At 67.6% G+C, this 19,476-nt stretch carries 19 protein-coding genes; 9 read left to right on the top strand and 10 right to left on the bottom strand.

Features of this window, described 5'->3' with window-relative positions; genetic code table 11:
• Window positions 1-16: 16 nt before the first annotated feature.
• The gene (locus FPH17_RS03215; protein ID WP_154878838.1) at window positions 17-2,041 is read right to left on the bottom strand and encodes a maltotransferase domain-containing protein; all 2,025 of its coding nucleotides are present in this window, start codon (window positions 2,039-2,041) and stop codon (window positions 17-19) included.
• 188 nt (window positions 2,042-2,229) lie between these two features.
• Here FPH17_RS03215 and FPH17_RS03210 point away from each other — a divergent pair, with 188 nt between their 5' ends.
• The 5 genes from FPH17_RS03210 to FPH17_RS03190 all read left to right on the top strand — a co-directional run bounded on the left by FPH17_RS03210 (window position 2,230) and on the right by FPH17_RS03190 (window position 7,525).
• On the top strand, window positions 2,230-3,087 hold the full coding sequence (locus tag FPH17_RS03210; protein WP_154878674.1) for an ABC transporter ATP-binding protein: 858 nt from the start codon (window positions 2,230-2,232) through the stop codon (window positions 3,085-3,087).
• 52 nt (window positions 3,088-3,139) lie between these two features.
• Window positions 3,140-4,012, top strand: a complete 873-nt coding sequence (locus FPH17_RS03205) for an NUDIX hydrolase (protein WP_095553087.1) — start codon at window positions 3,140-3,142, stop codon at window positions 4,010-4,012.
• Window positions 3,993-5,162, top strand: coding sequence for a THUMP-like domain-containing protein (locus tag FPH17_RS03200; protein ID WP_154878673.1), 1,170 nt, complete (start codon window positions 3,993-3,995; stop codon window positions 5,160-5,162). Before FPH17_RS03205 ends, FPH17_RS03200 begins: the two co-directional genes overlap by 20 nt.
• Before the next feature lie 21 nt (window positions 5,163-5,183).
• Window positions 5,184-6,320: a cysteine desulfurase family protein gene (locus FPH17_RS03195; RefSeq protein ID WP_414437227.1), complete on the top strand. Its 1,137-nt coding sequence runs from the start codon at window positions 5,184-5,186 to the stop codon at window positions 6,318-6,320.
• A 101-nt stretch (window positions 6,321-6,421) separates the two neighbouring features.
• Window positions 6,422-7,525, top strand: a complete 1,104-nt coding sequence (locus FPH17_RS03190) for a glycoside hydrolase family 25 protein (protein ID WP_238397075.1) — start codon at window positions 6,422-6,424, stop codon at window positions 7,523-7,525.
• Window positions 7,526-7,538: 13 nt separating this feature from the next.
• On the opposite strand, the gene FPH17_RS03185 is transcribed toward FPH17_RS03190, so the two are convergent.
• From FPH17_RS03185 to FPH17_RS03160, 6 genes are all read right to left on the bottom strand, one after another.
• Window positions 7,539-8,369 (bottom strand): spermidine synthase, encoded by an 831-nt coding sequence (locus FPH17_RS03185; protein WP_154878671.1) that lies wholly within the window; start codon window positions 8,367-8,369, stop codon window positions 7,539-7,541.
• Window positions 8,370-8,400: 31 nt separating this feature from the next.
• Window positions 8,401-9,150, bottom strand: coding sequence for an ABC transporter permease (locus FPH17_RS03180; RefSeq protein ID WP_154878670.1), 750 nt, complete (start codon window positions 9,148-9,150; stop codon window positions 8,401-8,403).
• Window positions 9,151-9,152: 2 nt separating this feature from the next.
• On the bottom strand, window positions 9,153-9,899 hold the full coding sequence (locus FPH17_RS03175) for an ABC transporter permease (RefSeq protein ID WP_154878669.1): 747 nt from the start codon (window positions 9,897-9,899) through the stop codon (window positions 9,153-9,155).
• Window positions 9,896-10,810 (bottom strand): ABC transporter ATP-binding protein, encoded by a 915-nt coding sequence (locus FPH17_RS03170; RefSeq protein ID WP_154878668.1) that lies wholly within the window; start codon window positions 10,808-10,810, stop codon window positions 9,896-9,898. Before FPH17_RS03170 ends, FPH17_RS03175 begins: the two co-directional genes overlap by 4 nt.
• A gap of 83 nt (window positions 10,811-10,893) precedes the next feature.
• The gene (locus FPH17_RS03165) at window positions 10,894-11,595 is read right to left on the bottom strand and encodes a response regulator (protein ID WP_203085485.1); all 702 of its coding nucleotides are present in this window, start codon (window positions 11,593-11,595) and stop codon (window positions 10,894-10,896) included.
• Window positions 11,592-12,770, bottom strand: coding sequence for a sensor histidine kinase (locus tag FPH17_RS03160; protein ID WP_154878667.1), 1,179 nt, complete (start codon window positions 12,768-12,770; stop codon window positions 11,592-11,594). Before FPH17_RS03160 ends, FPH17_RS03165 begins: the two co-directional genes overlap by 4 nt.
• Before the next feature lie 122 nt (window positions 12,771-12,892).
• Between FPH17_RS03160 and mnmA the strand changes: the two genes are divergently transcribed.
• Window positions 12,893-13,972 carry a tRNA 2-thiouridine(34) synthase MnmA gene (gene mnmA, locus FPH17_RS03155; protein ID WP_154878666.1) on the top strand — a complete coding sequence of 360 codons (1,080 nt, stop codon included), beginning with the start codon at window positions 12,893-12,895 and terminating at the stop codon, window positions 13,970-13,972.
• On the opposite strand, the gene FPH17_RS03150 is transcribed toward mnmA, so the two are convergent.
• Entirely contained in the window at window positions 13,969-14,343 is a 375-nt protein-coding gene (locus FPH17_RS03150) for a PH domain-containing protein (RefSeq protein ID WP_095276057.1), read from the bottom strand. The two genes, mnmA and FPH17_RS03150, sit on opposite strands and share 4 nt — an antisense overlap.
• Before the next feature lie 37 nt (window positions 14,344-14,380).
• Here FPH17_RS03150 and FPH17_RS03145 point away from each other — a divergent pair, with 37 nt between their 5' ends.
• Window positions 14,381-15,241: a uroporphyrinogen decarboxylase/cobalamine-independent methonine synthase family protein gene (locus tag FPH17_RS03145; RefSeq protein ID WP_244288047.1), complete on the top strand. Its 861-nt coding sequence runs from the start codon at window positions 14,381-14,383 to the stop codon at window positions 15,239-15,241.
• Here FPH17_RS03145 and FPH17_RS03140 read toward each other — a convergent pair.
• Window positions 15,238-15,933, bottom strand: coding sequence for a 3'-5' exonuclease (locus FPH17_RS03140; protein ID WP_203085486.1), 696 nt, complete (start codon window positions 15,931-15,933; stop codon window positions 15,238-15,240). The genes FPH17_RS03145 and FPH17_RS03140 overlap by 4 nt on opposite strands.
• A 144-nt stretch (window positions 15,934-16,077) precedes the next feature.
• Here FPH17_RS03140 and FPH17_RS03135 point away from each other — a divergent pair, with 144 nt between their 5' ends.
• Together FPH17_RS03135 and ligA are read left to right on the top strand one after the other, a co-directional pair.
• Window positions 16,078-16,818, top strand: a complete 741-nt coding sequence (locus tag FPH17_RS03135) for a cyclase family protein (protein WP_154878664.1) — start codon at window positions 16,078-16,080, stop codon at window positions 16,816-16,818.
• A gap of 61 nt (window positions 16,819-16,879) precedes the next feature.
• Window positions 16,880-18,943 (top strand): NAD-dependent DNA ligase LigA, encoded by a 2,064-nt coding sequence (gene ligA / locus FPH17_RS03130; RefSeq protein ID WP_154878663.1) that lies wholly within the window; start codon window positions 16,880-16,882, stop codon window positions 18,941-18,943.
• Here ligA and FPH17_RS03125 read toward each other — a convergent pair.
• Complete coding sequence (locus tag FPH17_RS03125; protein WP_154878662.1) at window positions 18,940-19,473, bottom strand: winged helix-turn-helix domain-containing protein; 534 nt, start codon at window positions 19,471-19,473, stop codon at window positions 18,940-18,942. The genes ligA and FPH17_RS03125 overlap by 4 nt on opposite strands.
• Between the last annotated feature and the right edge of the window lie 3 nt (window positions 19,474-19,476).

Below are 19,476 nucleotides of genomic sequence, written 5' to 3'. Positions count from 1 at the left end.
GTGGAGAAGGTGCTGGTTACGGGCGGTAGTCGTGGTCCGAGATCTGGCGGTACGCGAGCGCTTCACGACGCTCCGGAGCAACCTCGGGCAGGCGGAAGATATGGGCGACGTTTTGCTGCGGCACGAGCTGGACGTAGTTGTGCTCGTTCCAGGTGTAGCGGTCGCCGGTGATGAGGTCGTGGACCGGGAAGGGTTCGCCGTGGTCCAGGCCGAGCGAGGCGGCGTCGATATGCACCATGCCCTCTTGCATGTGCCAGGGGTCCAGGTTGACCACGACGAGGACGGCGTTGCCCGTGACCGCGTCGACCTTGGAGTAGGCGATGATCTGATCGTTGGTCGCCTCGTGGAAGCGGATCTGGCGTAGCTGCTGCAGGGCCGGCTGTTCGCGGCGGATGCGGTTGAGCAGGGTGAGGTAGGGTTCGAGGGACTGGCCGCGCTCGAGGGCCGCCTCGAAGTCGCGGGGGCGCAGTTGGTACTTCTCCGAATCCATGTACTCCTCGGAGCCGCCGTGCACGGGGATGGACTCATAGAGCTCGTAGCCGGAGTAGACACCCCACAGCGGGCTTATTGTCGCGGCGAGGGTGGCGCGGAGTGCGAAGGCGGCGGGGCCGCCCTGCTGCAGCGAGGCGTGCAGGATGTCGGGGGTGTTGACAAAGAGGTTGGGGCGGGAGACGTCGGCGACGTCGATGAGCAGCTGGGTGAAGTCGGTGAGCTCTTCCTTGCTCACCTTCCAGGTGAAGTGGGTGTAAGACTGCGAGAAACCGGCCTTGGACAGCCCGTACATGCGCGGCGGGCGGGTAAACGCCTCGGCGAGGAAGATGACGTCCGGGTGGGTCTCGTGCACCTTGGCAATGAGCCAGTGCCAGAAGTTCACCGGCTTGGTGTGTGGGTTGTCCACTCGGAAGGTAGAGATGCCCAGCTCAACCCAGTACATGATGACGCGGTAGACCTCGTCGTAGAGGGTCTCTGGGGCATTATCAAAGTTGATGGGGTAGATGTCCTGGTACTTCTTCGGCGGGTTCTCCGCGTAGGCGATGGTGCCGTCCGCGAGCACGGTGAAGAACTCGGGGTGGTCCTCGGCCCACGGGTGATCGGGCGCGGCCTGCAGTGCGAAGTCGAGGGCGATCTCCAGGCCGAGCTGGTCGGCGTGGTGGAGCATGTCGAGGAACTCTTCCTCGCCGCCGAGCTCCGGGTGGAATGCGTCGTGGCCGCCGTCCTTGGAGCCGATGGCCCAGGGGGAGCCCACGTCGCCGGGCGCCGCAGTAACGGAGTTGTTGCGGCCCTTGCGGTTGACCTCGCCGATCGGGTGGATCGGCGGGAAGTAGACGGTGTCAAAGCCCATCGCCGCCACGCGGTCGAGCGCCTGAGCGGTCGTCGCCCACGTGCCGTGGACCGGTGCGCCACTCTCGTCGCGTCCACCGGTGGAGCGCGGGAAGAGCTCATACCAGGAGTTCACGAGCGCTTCGCGACGCTCCACGAGCACGTCGCACACCGGGCCGTGGGAGACCAGGTCGCGCAGGGGGTAGGCGGCGAGCACGTCGAGGACGTCCTCGCTCAAGCCCGCTTCGACGCGTTGCTGGAGGGGGAGGGAATCGTCGGCAAGCGCCGATGCTGCGTCGCTGAGCACGGCGGCGTCGGGGGCGGGGGTTTGCTCGGTGGCGGCGGTGAACAGCTCGATGCCGTGGGCGAGGTCGTTGGCCAGCTCGGCGGCGGACTGGCCGGCCGCCAGCTTCTTCGTCACCGCGTTGCGCCAGGTCGCCATGACGTCGGACCAGGCGTCTACTCGGAACTGCCACAGGCCCTGCTCGTCGGGCACGAAGACGGAGTGGACGTAGTCGGGGCGGTAGGGCTCCGGGTGCATGTGCACGGAGTACTGCTCGCCGTCGGGGGAGGTGATGACCAGGGTTGCGGCCACCGCGTCGTGGCCCTCGCGCCACACCAGGGCGGAGACGGGAACGACCTCGCCGACGACCGCCTTCGACGGGAGCGTGCGGCCAGAGACCTGGGGCCGGACATCATCAATTCCGAATCTTGCAACCATGGCGTCATCTACCTCGAACGTGGCGTAGGGATCCCGCGACGCGCGTGCTGCGCCAACCGCGAGCCGGTCAGTAACACTAGCCACAGTAGCGAAACTGCAAGGACCGCACCGGCCTAAGTTGCTCCTAACTTTCGCGCTGGCGCGACGCGCACCCCAACCTCCCCACATGCGCCGGAAAATAGGACAGAATGGGAGGCGTGAATGACGCACAAGCAACCGAACCAGTGACCGACCCGGACCTTTTGCTCGACTTCCGCGGCGTGGAGTTTGTCCGCGGCGGCAATACACTCGTCGGCCCCGTGGATTGGCAGGTGGAACTGGATGAGCGCTGGGTGATCGTTGGCCCCAACGGCGCCGGCAAGACCACGCTGATCCGGATGGCATCGGCCCTGGAGTTCCCGTCCAAGGGCACGGCGTTCGTGCTCGGCGAGCAGCTCGGGCGCACCGACATGCGTGACCTGCGCGCTGCGATCGGACTGACCTCCTCGGCGCTCGCGCAGCGCGTCCCGGAGGACGAGAAGGTGGGGGACCTGGTTGTCTCCGCCGGCTACGCCATCGTGGGCCGGTGGCGCGAGGACTACGACGAGATGGACTACGAGCAAGCGATGGACGTGCTCGAGCAAGTCGGCGCGATGCACCTCATCGACCGCCGCTGGGGCACGCTGTCCGACGGTGAGAAGAAGCGGGTCATGGTGGCGCGCGCGGTGATGATCAACCCGGAGCTGCTCATTATGGACGAGCCGGCCGCGGGCATGGACCTGGGCGGCCGCGAGGACCTCATGGCCTACCTGGGCGAGCTCGCGCTCGACCCGGACGCGCCGGCGATGGTGATGATCACCCACCACCTCGAGGAGATTCCCTACGGCTTCACGCACGCCATGCTGCTGGACGAGGGCGAGGTGATCGCGCAAGGGCTCATCGATGACGTGCTGAACAGCGAGAACGTGTCCAAGGCCTACCACCAGCCGATCGAGGTAACCCGCGCCGACGGGCGCTACTTCGCGCGCCGGGCGCGTTCCTCCCGCGCTGGGGCGCACAGGAAGTGAGTGCGGGGGCGTCGAGAAGCACTCGGGGCCCTTCGGAACCATGAGACGAGGCATGCAGCGCAGCGTGGGGGCGTTTTCCACCGACCGCGGCGACGAGATCGACGTCACCGAGGTCAGCGGGTTCCATGGCGCGCGCATGTCCGCCACCGTGATCCTGCTGCGCGACACCGCAGCGGGGCTGGAAGTCTGGATGCAGGAACGCGTGCTGAGCATGAAAAACTACCCCGGGGTGACGGTGTTTCCCGGCGGCGGGGTGGACAGCCGTGACTTTCCGGGCCGCTCGTGGAACGACGGTGACCTGTGGCTTGGCCGCAGCGCGATCTCTATGGCCCGCCAGCTGGGCGTGACCAAGTACAAGGCACACGCGCTGGTGTTCGCGGCAGTGCGCGAGCTCTTCGAGGAATCCGGCACGCTGCTCGCCGTCGACGAGGAAGGGCAGCTGCTTGCCGACGCCCGCCCGTTTCACCACCAGCGCCTCCAACTGGAGTCGCACGAAATCTCGCTGACCGATGTGCTGCGCGACAACGACCTCAACGTGTGCGCCGACCTGCTCAAACCGTTCGCGCGCTGGGTGGGTCAATCCGGTCGCGGCGATTGGTTCGACACGTTTAGCTTTATCGCGGCCAACCCGACGGGGCAGGAACCGGACGGCAACACGGGGGAAGCGGATGACGCGAACTGGTTCCCGCCCTCCCTTCTGCTGGAGGGCTGGCGCCACGGGCTGGTCCGTTTCGCCCCCGCGACCTGGGCGCAGCTGAGGCTGATCGAGCAGTACGGCACCGTCGACGAGGTCTTGGCCGCGGCAAAGCATGCGACCATCACGCCGGTGATCGGCGACCCGGTGGACGACGAGCGCTTCACCGAGTTTTTCACTTTCAAACCCAAGGACCGGATCGGAGGCCGTTATGGCATTCATCCCGAGTGAGGTCGCCTACTTGGCGGAGCACGCCACGCGGATCGAGGCGCTCGCCCCGGAGATCGCCCTGACGAAGGCGAGCGTGTTTGCGGACCGGGCACGGCTAGACGCGGAGTTCGGGGAGCACGCCCGCGCCGTGTCCGCGCTCATCGCCGCGCAGCGGCAGGCGCACGGGAAGTTCCCCGGCTGGTGGCTCACCGACTCCGACGCCGCGCAGCAGGCGACTCCGGCGCTCGTGGCCGCGCACCGCGCGCGCACGCTCGCCGGCGCGGGCGCGACGCTCGTGCACGACGTGACGTGTTCGGTGGGGTCCGAGGCCCCGCACATGGTGGACGCGGGACTCACCTGGCATGGCTCCGACCTGGACGAGGCGCGGCTGCACATGGCGCGCTACAACCTCGGCCGCGGCGCCTGGCTCGTCCGCGCCGACGCGCTGCGCCCGGCGACCGCGCCGGTGGCCGGGGGCGTAGTCGTTGCCGACCCGGCGCGGCGCAAAAACGGGCGTCGCATCACAGACCCCGCCGACCTGGAGCCGCCCCTGCCGGCGCTCGTGGACGCCTACCGGGGTACGGAGCTGGCGATCAAGTGCGCGCCGGGCATTGACTACTCGGAGTGGGACGGGCTGGTCAGTGTTGTCTCGCTCGACGGCGGGGTGAAGGAAACCTGCCTCTACACGCCCGGCATTGGTGCCGGGCGCGAGGCGGTCGTGCTCCGCGCCGACGGGTTCGTAGACGTGGTGCGCGGCGCGGGCGACGTCGTGGGCGAGGGGGATCAGTGCACCGACGGGCCGGGGGAGTGGATCGTCGAACCCGACGGCGCCGTCATCCGCGCCGGGCTGGTGCAGGAGTGGGCACGCCGCCACGGACTATGGATGCTCGATCCGCACATCGCGTTTCTGACCGGTCGGGACGTGCCGCCGGGGTACAGCGGGTTCCGCCTGCGCGAGGTGGTGCAGCTGAAGACGCTGAAGGCGGCCCTCCGCGCCCACGACGCCGGGTCGGTTGAGATCCTCGTGCGCGGCGTGGGCGTGGACCCCGATGCGCTGCGCAAGAAGCTCAAGCTGAAGGGCGCACACCAGCGGGCGGTGATTGTGGCCCGGGTTGGCGACGACGCACTCGCCTACATCTGCGACGCGAGGGAGCACCGCCCGGCACCGTAGGAGGCGGCTACGATGAGCGGCATGGTGTATCTGGATCACGCAGCAACAACCCCCATGCGGCAAGTGGCTATCGACGCCTGGGTGGAGCACGCACACGCCGTCAACCCGGGCGGGCAGTACGGCTCCGGTCGAGCGGCGAACGCGGTGCTCGCGCAGGCGCGCGAGGACATCGCCGAGCTGCTTAGCGCGGACCCGGTCGAGGTCGTGTTCACCGGTTCCGGTACCGAGGCGGACAATATCGCGGTGCGCGGCCTTTACCGTGCCCGGACGAAGGAGGGGGCGCCGCGCCGGGTCGTCGCGAGCACGATTGAGCACTCCGCGGTCTTGGAGACGGTCAAGTCTCTGGCACAGACCGAAGGGGCGGAGGTGGCGTGGCTGGCGCCAGACCGGGGTGGCCACGTCCGCGACCTTTCGGCGCTCGACGATCCCGCCGCGGTGGCGACGCTCATGTGGGCAAACAACGAGACTGGCGCGATCCAGCCGGTCCGTGAGGCCGCCGAGCGCGCGAACGCCGTCGGCACGCCGTTGCACGTCGACGCGGTGCAGGCGGTGGGCAAGGTGGAGGTGGACTTCCACGCGTCGGGAGCGACGACGCTGGCTGCCAGCGCACACAAGTTCGGCGGACCTCGCGGCTCCGGCATCCTGCTGGCCAAGCGTTCCCCGGTCCCTCTGCCGGTGGTGCTCGGTGGCGGCCAGGAGCGAGGGCTGCGCCCCGGCACCGTCGACGTCGCCGCGGCGGCGGCCACCGCGGCTGCCTTGCGCGAAGCGCTGGACGAGCGCGAGGCGGAGAACGCGCGGATCGCGGGCCTGCGCGACCAGCTCATCGAGCGTGTCGTCGCCGCGGTCCCGGGGACGAAGGTGACCGCGACCGAACCCCGCCTGGCCGGCCACGCGCACCTGCTCTTCCCGGGGGCGGAGGCGGAGTCCATGCTCATGCTGCTGGACTCGCTCGGCGTTGAGGCGTCGGCGGGCTCGGCCTGCTCGGCAGGCGTGCATCGAGTCTCGCACGTGCTCGCGGCCATGGGAGTGGACGCTCGCGATGGCATGGGCGCGCTGCGCCTCACGCTGGGGCGAACCACCACCGAGGAGGACGTCGATACATTCGTGGCCCACATCGCCGAGGTTATCGAGCGCGCCCGCGCGGCTGGCTCGCTGTAAGGGACGGGCGCTTGTCGACGCCTCTTTTGCTCCCAAACTTTCCGCCTCCAATGGTGTGTCTCGTGTGAAAGTTGTGAATTGAGTGCGCTAGAGTGCCGGTTATGCACGCACCCTGGACGCTTTCCCCCGCGCGCGCCTCGCGCCCGCACGCCCTGCTCAGCCACCCCAAAGCCCTCATTGCCGCGGTGGTCTCCGCCGCGATGGTGTTCACCTTGCTCGTCGTGAGCCCGTTCGGTCAGAAGACCGCGGACGCGCAGTCGCTACCCGGCTTGATCTCCGGCGTCGACGTTGCCGGCCACCAGCACCCGGGCGGTGGCCCGATTGATTGGAAGACCGTTTCTGGCCCGGGCGGTCAGAAGTTCGCCTTCATCAAGGCCACCGAGGGCGTCGGATTCAAGAATGACTTCTACGACCAGGACGCCCAGGCCGCCGCGGATGCGGGCATGCAGGCCGGCGCGTACCACTACGCACGGCCCGCCGAGGACGCGCTGGCACAGGCCCGCTACTTCGCCGACGTCATCAACGCGGGCCCGAAGACCGACCTGCCGCCGGTGCTGGACCTGGAGGTCGACGAGGGACTCGGCCCAGTCCAGCTCGCAGCCTGGACCCAGCTCTTCCTGGGCGAGGTTGAAGCGCGCACCGGCCGCAAGCCCATCGTGTACACCTACCGCTACTTCTGGTACGAGCACATGAACAACACCAATGCGTTCACCAGCTACCCGCTCTGGCTGGCCGCGTACCAGAACCAGCCCCCGGCCCCGGTTGGTGGCTGGCGCACGCTGAGCTTCTGGCAGCGCTCCGATGCCGGCCGCGTTGCCGGCATCAACACCCCGGTGGACATGAACTTGTTCAACGGCACCGACGCCCAGTACAACGCCTTTGCAGCCGGCAACCTGGACGCAGCCGGCGGCCTACTCGAGCAGTTCCAGGCACCCGACTCCGGCGAGCTGCAGGTCCTGGAGCAGGACAACACCGCCCTGGTCGTCGCGATCCTCGCGCTGGCGGGCGGCGCCCTCGGCATCGCCGGGCTCGCCGAGGCTGCCGACCAGGCAGGCTTCGACGACGAGGACGCGCGCAACATCGCTGACCTGGTGGCCAAGCTCGCCGCCAACGGCGAGCTGCCGGTCGATGACCTGCGCAGCATGATGATCGGCGACTACCAGGTCGGCGACCTGCTCATCCTGTTGGATAACGCCACCAAGTAGCCCCGGGAGTTCCTCACTCGCCGGCAGGGGGTGTCGGCTCGGGGTCGTGGCGCGGAGTCGTCGCTAAGCTCCGTGCCCACTGCTCGCCCTTGAACTGCGCCGGCACCGCGCCCTTGAGCAGGTTGCGCGTGAGCTGCGGGCTCGCCTCGATGGGGGTGTTGGCGCCGATGAGCACGATATTGCCGTAGCGCCGCCCCTTGAGCATCGGCGGGTCCGCGATCGCCGCAACGTGCGGGAACACCTCACACATACCGGCCAGCTCCTCCTTGGCCTCCTTGAGGTCCGCGCGCGAGCCACAGTTGGCCACGTAGACGCCGTTTTCGCTTATCGACGCCCACACGTTCCCATAAAACTCCACCGTCGTCAGCTCCCGCGGAGTCACGGCGTTGGCGAACACGTCGCGGATGATGACGTCCCGGGTCGCCGGCTTGAACGAGTCGGTGACCTCGCGCGCATCGCCTACCCGGATCTTCACAGCCGGGGCGCGGGGGACGTCGAACAGCTCGCGCGCGAGCTCGGCGAGCCTGCCGTCGATTTCCACGACGGTGTTGCGCGAACCCGGCCACGCATCCGCGAAGTACCGCGGCAGCGAGCAGGCCGCGCCGCCCAAATGCGTCAGGCGAGGCTTGGGCCAGCGGGCCCGGTCGCTTGTGCCACTGTGCTGGAGCGAGCCAAGGAAGTCCGCGATCCAGCGCATGTACTCAAAATCCAGGCGCTGCGGCTCGCCGGGGACGATGTGCGAGCTGGGGACCCCGTTGACTAGTAGCACCAGGGAGCCGTCGGGTTCGTGGTGGACCTCGGCCTCGCCGGTGTCGATCTGGTACGTCTCCTGTTTCGCAGCCATGCCTGGCAGGGTACCCGGCAGCCCCGGGGCCTTAAGCGTTCACGTCGATGCGGCGCAGGTACATCGTTGACGCGAGCCACCCAGCTGCGGCGAGTACCGCGGCAGAGAGGGAGATGCTGGTGACCGTGTGCAGTTCGAGCGCGTTGGCGTCCGCGACCGCGGAGCTGCCCATCCACAGCGCCTTGGACAATCCGACGGGCGGGAGCACGAACTGCATCGCGTGTGCCCCGGCAGCGATCGACCCGAAAGAAATGACGCCGGTGACCGCCGCGAGCGCGATCGGCATGGCGAAGTTGCGGATGACCATGGACAAAAAGCTTTGCCACGCGGCGACCGCGACCGCGGGAAGCACCGCAATGAGCGACGACGCGAGCAGCGCCCACGGCGGCATGCCGCTGAGTCCGCTCATCCACCCGCCGGCAAGACTGAACACGATGAAGATGAGCTGCATGGCCAGAGTGAGGGTCGCTATCGCCCCCAGCTTCGCGGCGGCGATGGTGCCCGCGGGCCGGGAGGAGGTAAGCAGCGTGTGCCAGTTCCCGCCGCGGTGCTCGACGCGCCAGGCCGCTGCCGCGATGATGGCAATGCCCACCACCATGAACAGCATGCCGTAGAACAGGATGGCCTGTGACCAGTAGCTTTGCCACCCCGCGCTGAGCGTTCCGGAGTTTGCCGAATAGTTGGCTGCACCAAACGCGACCGCGATCAGCGGCACGCCGCACAGGACCGCTGCGATGTGGGTGCGGCGGAGCTTGGCAAGGTCGTTGACAAGCAGGTCCATGGCTAAATTTCCTTCCTGTTGAGGTACCGGGTCGCCACGGCGAAGGCGGCGGCGAGGCAGATGGCGTAGGCGGCCCACAACACCCAATGGGGCTGGGTGAGCACGATGCCGTCGTCTGCAAAGGTGTAGGGAAGCACCACCGCGAAGGAGCCGAACGGGTTGATCGCGGCGAGCCAGGCGGGGGAGAACAGCGAGGCGATCCCGAGGAACCCGCCCACCACCCCCAAGGTGAGCACGCCAATCTGGGAATCCGTCACGGCGGCGAGGACGAGCATGATGCCCGTAATAGCAAGGCTGGTCACCACCGCTGCGGCGCCGTATGCCACCCAGGCGGTTGCGACCGAGCCCGCGGGGAGCGGCGCTCCCATGGCAGCGGGCAAGGCGACGCTTGCGCCGACTTCTATAAGCTTCAGCGCGACAACCAGCGGTGCGATAACGCGAAGCTTGCGGCGCAAGAGCGTGCCCTGCCGGATGCCTGCCACAGCGTTGAGCAGCCACCCGCCGTTGGCGTGCTCGTTATCCACGGTGCGGCTGGCAATGATCGCGGCCTGCAGGGGTGTAAGGAATGCGAGCGCGATCGCGACGCCGATGAGCTGGCTGGCCCAGGAGTCGTGCGGGTCGGAGGTGAATTGCTCGATCTGATCGCCGGCAAAGACGTTCATGTTTGCTATCAAAACGATGCCGAGCGAGAGCGCCCCGCCCAGCAGAAGGACATGTGTGCGGCGCAGTTTTAACAATTCGATGCTCATGCGCTGAGCCCCTCTCGCCCCGTCATACCAATGAAGATCTCTTCGAGGCTGCGGCGCTTGCGCACCACCTGGTGGATCGGCACGCCATGGCTGACAAGCTGCGCGCACGCGGCGGCGACGTCGTCGTCGGCAAGCCCGGTCAGCTCCACTCCGCCGGGCACGGTGCGGGGGCGCGATGCCCGCAGGACCTCCGCGGCCGCGTCGACTGCTGAGGTTTGGATGAAGAGGTCGGGGAGGTGGGCGTCGAAAAGCTGCTGCTGCGAGCCCTGAAAGACGAGCTTGCCCTGGTTGATGATGCTTAGGCTGGTGGACATCTTCTCAATCTCGGAGAGGAGGTGGCTTGAGACGAGGACGGTGCGGCCCTCGTCGCGTGCGAGGCTGATGATGAGCTCGCGGATCTCCTCGATGCCGGCTGGGTCGAGGCCGTTGGTGGGCTCGTCCAGAATGAGCAGCTGCGGGTCGCGCACAAGCGCGATGGCGATCCCGAGGCGCTGCTTCATCCCGAGCGAATAGTGCTTGACCTGCTTGTCCATGTGCTGTTCGAGACGTACGAGGCGTACCGCGCGCTGCGCGTCGGCCGGATCTGCCTTAAACAGGCGGGTGACAATGCGCATGTTCTCGGCGCCGGTGAGGTGAGGGTACGCGGCGGGCGACTCGATGAGCGAACCAATACCGGTGAGTGCCTCGCCGCGGGTCGCGCGCGTCATCGGACGGCCCAGTACGGTGATCTCGCCAGAGGTCGGGGTGGTCAGACCGAGCAGCATCTTCATCGTGGTCGACTTGCCCGAGCCGTTCGGCCCCAGCAGGCCATGTACCGCGCCCTGGGGCACCTCGAGATCAAGCTTATCGACGACTGCGTGTTTCCCGTAGGTCTTAGTCAGACCCTTCGTTGCAATGATTGGTGTGTCCATGGCTTCCACTCTTGCCGCGCGGAGTTGAGAAAACATCGGAGCGGGGTACCATCTTTCGCGTCATACCCGGGGATGAGCGCACCTTAGGGAGCGAGCAGATCGGTGCGACTGACCAGGCCGGTGCGGTAGGCAAACAGCGCCGCGTGCACGCGGTCGCGCGACTGCGTCTTGGACAGGATCCGGCCGACGTGGGTCTTCACCGTCGGCATGGAAATGAACATGCGCTCGGCGATCTCCGCATTCGACCAGCCGCGGCCGATCGCGACGAGGACCTCGCGCTCGCGGGCAGTGAGCTCCTCGAGCGCCACGCGATCCCCGTCCGATAGCGGCGGGGTGTCGTGGTGCTCGGCAGGAGATGGGCGCTGGGAGAATCGCGCGAGGATGCGTTTGGTGGCTCGTGGAGAGATGACGGCGTCGCCGGCGGCCACGGTGCGGATGGCGTCAAGGAGCACCTCGGGCTGTGCGTCCTTGAGCAGGAAGCCGCTCGCGCCGGCGGAAAGCGCGTTGACCACGTAGTCTTCGTCGTCGAACGTGGTCAAGATGACCACCTTCGTCGCCGGGAACCGGCGGGCGACCTCAGCGGTGGCGGCGATGCCGTCGAGGACCGGCATCTGCACGTCCATAAGTATCAGGTCGGCCGGGCGCGTCTCGCGCTGCTCGAGGGCCTCGGCGCCGTTGGCGGCAAGCCACTGCACCGACATGTCCGGTTGGGAATCGATAACGCGGCGAATTCCGTGGAGGAAGAGTGCCTGGTCGTCGACGATGCCGACGTGAATTGTGCTCATGCCTGCTCCTTCGGGTGAGGGGCAGTGTAGGGTACGCGCAGTTCAGTCACCCACTGCTGCGCTCCGGTGTTGGAGTGCGCGGGGCCGGTGTACACGGTGGCGTCGATAAGCGAAGCTCGCTCGCGCATCCCCCGCAAACCGTGACCGTCCGAGGGGCCGGACGGCGGGGCTGCGATGGTGTTGACCACCTCGATCACCACCAGCTCGTCCTGCCACGTCACATCGAGCGATGCCCGGCTGTCGCCGTGCTTGAGCGCATTCGTGAGCGCCTCCTGGACCATGCGCCGGGTCGCGATCGCCGTGGCCAGCGGCAGTTGCTCAGGCGGGGTGCCGGCCTCCGCGTAGTCCACGTCCAGGCCGCCGAGTCGGCTCGTGCGCACCAGCTCGTCCAGGTTAAGTGAATGGGGTGACGGCGCGACCGGCCGCGTTTCTGGCGCGCGGAGTAACGTGACTACCTCGCGCATCTGGGTGAGCGATTCCCGGCCGACCTCGCCGATCGTGCGTAGCGCCTCGTCCTTGGCCGCGAGCGCGGAGTCGCCGTCCCCGCAATATCGGCCGCCGTCGGCCTGCGCGACCATCACGGCCAGCGAGTGCGTGACCACGTCGTGGATCTCGCGTGCGAGGAAGGCGCGCTGTTCCGACATGGCGTGCTCGAGCTCTATCCGTTGCTGCTGCAGCGCCTGCTCCAGTTCGCGGGCCGCGGTCTCCTCCGCGCGTCTGCGGAGCTCGCCGAAAAGCCCAGCTGCGACGAGGAGCGTGGCGCTCCACGCCAGGTAGGGGAGGAGCTCGTCGAGAGGCATGCCCCGCAGCACGGGCGACACCAGGGAGAGCGCGAGGAGATCGCCCACGACCAGCGCTGCGGCGGCGACGTCGCGAAGCACAGGGCGCAGGTTGCGGCGGGCGATGTACGCGGTGAAGACCGCGACGACGATCTCGGCGATGGTGAGCTCCGTGCCGCAGGCGCGGATGCCCAACAGCGCACACGCGGAGAGCGCCGTCGTGATCGGCCACCGCCACCGCGTGAATGGTGCAGCGACCGTCCATACGACGAGCATGGCGGTTGCCCAGACGGGTTGCGAGGCACTGACGGCACCGAGCTCAGCACACGCCGCAAGCACAATGGCAATGACGACGTCTCGCACACGAATCGGCGGCGGAGGAGTTGTGCGTGGCATACCCTCAACCTAGCCAACGCGCGCACCTGAATCGTCATGCCACGGTATGACCCTCCGGCCCGTTGAGAACCCAGCGCCGACGGGTTTTCCCCTGCTCCTGTTGACGGGTACACTTCCGCCACATGCGAGTATTAGCAGCGATGAGCGGGGGCGTGGACAGCTCGGTGGCGGCTGCGCGCCTGGTTGAACAGGGCCACGACGTCATCGGCGTCCACCTCGCGCTGTCCAAGGACGCGCAGCAGACCCGCGAGTCGGCCCGCGGCTGCTGCTCACTCGAGGACTCCGCGGACGCGCGCCGGGTGTGCGACAAGCTGGGCATCCCGTTTTACGTGTGGGATTTCTCGGACCGTTTCAAAGAGGACGTGATTGACAACTTCGTCTGGTCCTACGAGCACGGCGAGACCCCCAACCCCTGCCTGCGCTGCAACGAGAAGATCAAGTTCGCGGCGCTGCTCGAGCGCGCGGTCACTCTCGGCTTCGACGCGGTGGCCACCGGCCACTACGCCATCGTGGATGCGGAGGGCAATTTACGACGTAGCGCTGATCCCAAGAAGGACCAGTCCTACGTCCTGGGCGTGCTCACCCGCGACGAGCTGGACCGCTGCCTGTTCCCAGTGGGCGATACGGAAAAGCCGCAGATCCGTGAGGAGGCCGCGGCCTACGGGTTCTCCACGGCGAACAAGCCGGATTCCTACGACATCTGCTTCATCCCGGACGGCAACACGCAGGCGTTCCTCGGACGCTCCATCGGCATGCGCCCCGGCCTGATCAAGGACCAGGACGGCACCGAGCTCAAAGAGCACGACGGCGCGTTCCAATACACAATCGGCCAGCGCCGCGGGCTGAACCTGCGCGTGCCCGCCGCAGACGGCAAGCCGCGCTACGTCACCGACGTGGACGCCGAGACCGGCACCGTGACGGTGGGCCCGCGCGAGGCGCTCAAGGTGCACCAGATCACCGCGGATCGGCTCAAGGTGCTTCACCAGGCCATGGAGGGCGAGTTTGAGGCGAATGTGCAGATTCGGGCGCACGGTGGCGTCGTCAAGTGCACCGCTCGCATCGGTGAGGACTCAATGACCCTTGACCTGCACACCCCGCTCGAGGGCGTGGCGCGCGGCCAGGCAGCGGTGCTTTACCTGCCGGACCCTGACGGGCTAGGCGATGTGGTGCTCGGCTCGGGCACGATCTGCGCTACGGCCTAGGACGCACCGAACACGCAGGAGGCGATCAAGCGGTCGATGCCGCGGATATCGATCTCCTTGCCCAGGTTGATCTTGAATTGGCCGACGTTGGTCCACAGCTCAAGCTCTGCGTTCCAGTCGAGCATCCTGCCAGCGTTTTCGGTCGACCACATGGTCACCGCTTTGAAGGGGATGGAATACATCTCGACCTTCTTGCCCGTCATGCCCTGCGCGTCGCGGATAATCAGGCGCTTGTTGGTAAACACGGCCGCGTCGCGGATTGTTTTGAACGCCTGGATCGCCTGTTCGCCGTGGGCGAGGATGTCCTGAATGTCGCTGGGGACAGGGCAGGGGGAGATGAAGGTCCAGCCCGTGAATTGTTCGAGAGCCATGCACAGAGCATACCCGCACGTCCGTATCATCGGTGCCGTGAGTGCAACTGCTTTTGGACTTGGGCCCTTGCCCGGCACGGATCTCGCGCAAGCCGCCGACGTCGTGCTTTCCGAGTCGCCGCTGCCGCATATCCCGCAGCTGCCGGAGCGCGGCGTGGGTTCGGATGCAATCGGGCGCACCGCAGCGCTGCTAGAAATTCCGATCGCGCCCGGGCCCCGTGGTTGGCGCGTCGCTGCCCGCAAACGCGCCGACGCCGACCGCATGGCGCGCGATCTCGACGCGCTCGAGGAGGCGTGGCACGGCAAGGTCGACACGGTCAAGGTACAGCTGGTCGGCCCGTTTACGCTTGCCGCTGAGGTGGAGATGCCCAACGGGCACCGCATGATCACTGATGCGGGCGCGCTGCGCGACCTCACCGACGCGCTGCTGGAAGCCTGCGCCGTGCATCGTAGCGATGTCGCCTCTCGCTTCGGTTCAACCGTTCTGCAGCTCGACGAGCCGCTGTTGCCTGAGGTCACCGCCGGCACGCTCAAGGGTGCGACCGACTACGAAACCATCCGCGCTATCCACGAGCCGCAGGAAACCTTCCAGCGCTTCGGCCAGCACCTTTTGCACACGCCGAAGCTTCTCGACGACACCCCGTGGCTCACCGTCGACCCCCGCACCTGCGACAAAGACGCGCTGGCCCGCCTGTTGGACCAGGGCAGCCGCATCGCGATCCCGACGATGGCACCGCGCGAGTTGTACGACCTGTTTGACGAGCTGCAGATCGACCCGGCGCACACGGGCGTCGACGTATACGCCGAGCCTGCGGCGACGCTCGTGGGCACCGCCGAGAACCATCGGGCGGCCCGCGAGATGGCAGAGGCGCTTCGCGCGGAGCTCACGGAGGTTTAGCCCACCATCGGCCAGCCCATGTTCACGTTGGACGCATCGCGCCCGCGTGACTCCAGCCACTTCTTCAGATCGGTCTGGATGCGGTAGTTTTCCACCGCCTGGTACTCCATGAGCTCGTCGGTGTCCATCTCCGCGAGTTCGGGCCAGACCTTGCGCACCTGCTTCCACGCGATACGCGCGGCCGCCATCGCGTCCGAGGTTGCTTCGTGGGCGTTGTCCAGGCGCACCCCGTAGTGCTCGCACAGCGCGCCCAGGTTGCGCTTGCCCTTGCGGTAGCGGTCGCGCGCCCTGTCGATGAGCAGCGGGTCAAACACCGGGCCGGTCACGGTGAAGTCGCCGGTCAGCGCGCGCAGCACGCTTAAGTCGTAGGGGGCGTTGAAGACGATGAGCGTGAGCCCGTCCTCCCAGCCCTGCTTGATAGCGTCGACGGTCTCACGCAGGACCTCGTCGTGGGGGCGGCCCTCGGCGCGCGCCTTCTCGGTGCTGATGCCGTGGACCGCTGCCGCGGCTTCTGGGATCTCCACGCCGGGGTCAGCGAGGGTCTCGTTGGCGGTGACCTCGCGGCCGTCGATACGCACGAGGGCTGAGGTGACAATGCGAGCCTCGAGCGGGTTGACGGAGGTGGTTTCGAGGTCGAAGGAGAGCATGCGGGACGCGTCAAAAGCGGCGGGTGCGGAAGCCATGCCCGTCATTGTATCCGCGCCCCCAACACGGGATGGGTTTCCGTTCGAACGCGCGGGAGTCGTTGCCGTGAATGGAAGTATTGAACCGAGCTGTCTAGTGGCGAATAGTTGACTCGCATCACCCCGATCCACCCCGACGAAAGGCGGCCCACCGTGGCACGACTCACCGACTGGCAGCAGCAGATCCTCGGCGCGAAGCGCGTCGACCTCACCCACGAGGTCCACCCCGACATCCCGCGCTTCGCGGCATTCGAGCCGATGCAGGAGCGCGACGTCCGCACGATCGAAAAGGACCGCTTCTGGGCCAAGGAGTACACCTTCGCCACGCCCTACGGCACCCACGTCGACGCGCCCGGCCACTTCGCAGCGGGCAAGCGGCTCGTCTCCGGCATCGGCGTCGATGAGCTGATTCTGCCGCTCAACGTGCTGCACCTGGAGGACAAGGTGGCGGCCGACCCGGACTACGCCGTGACCGCCGACGACATCGCCGCATTCGAGGCCGAGCACGGCACGATCGAGCCCGGCAGCTTCGTCGCCTTCTCCAGCAACTGGTCCACGCGCTGGGAGGACCCAGACGCGTTTGTGAACCTGGACGAGGACGGGGTGCAGCACACCCCCGGCTGGTCGCTCGAGGCGCTGCATGTGCTTATCGACGATCGCCGCGTCGCAGCCATCGGCCACGAAACCCTGGACACCGACCCCGGTGTCGCGGTCGCGGAAAGCGGCTTCCTCTACGGCGAGCTGTACGTGCTGGAGCAGGACATCTACCAGATCGAGGTGCTGGATAACCTCGTGCAGGTGCCCGCCACCGGTGCCGTGATCGTGGTCGGCCCGGCGAACATCAAGGGTGCCCCAAGCATTACCTCGCGCGTGTATGCGCTCTTCCAGGAGTAGCCAGCACGCTACAGAGTCGGCGCACCCCGGTCGGCGCCGCGGGCAACTAGAATCCAACGGCATGACTACACCTGAGCCAGACGTACCGTCGCCCGAGCGCCTCGAGGACCTGCAGCGCACGTGGAGCGAGATGGCGGACGAGGTCCGTCACCACCGCGACCTGTACTACAACGGGCAGCCCATCATCTCCGACGCGGAGTTCGACGCCCTGTTCCTCAGGCTGCAGGAGCTCGAGGAGGAGCACCCCGAGCTTGCCGTGCCGGACTCGCCGACCAAGGAAGTCGGCGCGCCCACGGCCGCGTCTTCCGCGTTCGCGGACGTGACGCACCTGGAGCGCATGTACAGCCTGGACAACGTGTTCTCGGCCGAAGAGCTCGCTGAGTGGCTGGACAAGACCCCCGGCCCGTACCTCACCGAGCTGAAGATCGATGGGCTCTCCATCGACCTGGTCTACCGCGACGGCGTCCTCGAGCGCGCCGCCACTCGCGGCGACGGCACGGTCGGAGAGGACATCACCGCCAACGCCCGCGTCATCGAAGACATCCCGCACGAGCTTGCCGGCGACGCCCCCGCGCTGCTGGAGGTCCGCGGCGAGGTGTTCATCCGCCCCGAGGACTTCCCGGAGCTCAACGAGCAGCGCATCAAGGAAGGCGGCAAGCCCTTTGCCAACCCGCGCAACACCGCGGCCGGCGGCCTGCGCCAGAAAAACCCGGACGATGTGAAGAAGCGCAAGCTCCACATGATCTGCCACGGCATCGGCGCCCGCGACGGCTTCGCACCGGAGACGCAGCACGATGCCTACCTCAAGCTCGCGGAGTGGGGCCTGCCGGTCTCCGAGTACACCAAGCCCGCCAAGACCGCCAAGGACGTCCAGGACGCGGTGAAGTACTGGGCGGACCACCGCCACGACGCCATCCACGAGATGGACGGTCTGGTGATCAAGGTCGATAGCGTGGCAGCGCAGCGCCAGCTCGGCTCCACCTCCCGCGCGCCGCGCTGGGCCATCGCGTACAAGTACCCGCCGGAAGAAGTCACCACCACGCTCAAAGACATCCAGGTCTCGGTCGGCCGTACCGGGCGCGCGACCCCGTACGCGGTCCTCGAGCCGGTCTTCGTCTCAGGCTCCACGGTGTCCATGGCCACCCTGCACAACCAGCACGAGGTCAAGCGTAAAGGCGTGCTCATCGGCGACACGGTCGTAGTGCGCAAGGCCGGCGAGATCATCCCCGAGGTGCTCGGGCCCGTCGCGGATCTTCGCGACGGTTCAGAGCGCGAGTTCGTCTACCCCCAGGACTGCCCGGTATGCGGCACCAAACTCGCGCCGGCGAAGGAGGGTGACGCGGACTGGCGCTGCCCGAATACCCGCTCGTGCCCGGCGCAGCTGTCGGCACGCCTGGAGTACCTCGCCTCGCGCGGTGCATTCGACATCGAGGCGCTCGGCGAGAAGGGCGCCCAGGACCTCATCGCCTCGGGCGTGCTCATCGACGAAGCCGCACTCTTCGACCTCACCGAAGACGACCTGAAGAAGTCCAACGCCTACACGCGCAAGGACGGCCACGTCAACGCCGCCGGCAAGAAACTGCTGGCTAACCTCGAAACCGCCAAGCGGGTCGACTTCTGGCGCGTGCTCGTCGCCCTGTCCATCCGCCACGTCGGGCCCACCGCCGCCCGCGCGCTCGCCGCCCGCTACAAGAGCATGCAAGCGCTTCTCGACGCCCCCTTGTCCGACCTTGCCGAAACCGATGGCGTCGGGCAGATCATCGCCGAATCCTTCAAGGACTGGTTCACCGTGGACTGGCACCAGGCCATCGTGGACTCCTGGACGAAAGCCGGGGTACGCATGGAGGACGATCAGGACGCGGAGGCGACCCCGCAGACCCTTGAGGGGCTGACCGTCGTGGTCACCGGCACGCTCGAAGGATTTAGCCGCGACTCCGCCAAGGAAGCGATCCTGGCCCGCGGTGGCAAGGCCTCCGGCTCGGTGTCCAAGAAGACCGACTTCGTGGTGGTCGGGGAGAACGCCGGCTCCAAGGAACAGAAGGCGCGCGATTTGGGCCGCCCGATCCTCACCGAGGAGCAGTTCGTGACCTTGCTGGAGGAAGGGCCGGACGCCCTGTCTCGCTAGTGTGCCTCCGCGGCAATGATGATTGCCATCAGCGGCACGACGCGCGCCGGGCGGATGGCATACGCGCCGGCTTCCTTGGCAATCCACCCCGCGGCCTGCAGCGCGTTGAGGTGGTGGTACGCCGTCCCTGTTGAGGTGACCACCTCGGCGGCGACCAGGTCGGCCGGGGTCGCGGGGCCGGAAAGCAGGTGCCGCAGCATCTCGGCGCGCACGGGGTGGGCGAGCGCGGCCAGGCGCTCGATCTGGTCCGACCAGGCGTGCTCGGTCACCACCTCCGTCGGCCGGGCCCACTGGTATTCGTAGGTGCCGCCGTCCGTGGTGACCGAGCCGCCGAACGCGACCGCGCCGTCGTCGCAGCCCTCCAGGGCGCGCAACGCGGCGGGGAGGTCGGGAAGGTCGGTTCCGTGCGGGACCGCGGTGGGCGCTGCCGACGCACCGGAGCGCGCGGCTTCGAGCGCCGCGACGCGCGCCTCGAGGGCGTCCAGGCGCGCAGCGGTAAAGGGGGCGGCGGAGGAGTCAGCAGATGTCATGGG

Source organism: Corynebacterium gottingense, assembly GCF_007559235.1.
Lineage (GTDB): Bacteria > Actinomycetota > Actinomycetes > Mycobacteriales > Mycobacteriaceae > Corynebacterium > Corynebacterium gottingense.
The sequence above is the reverse complement of the archived record's forward strand: the minus strand, read 5'-3'. Positions and strand labels throughout refer to the sequence as shown.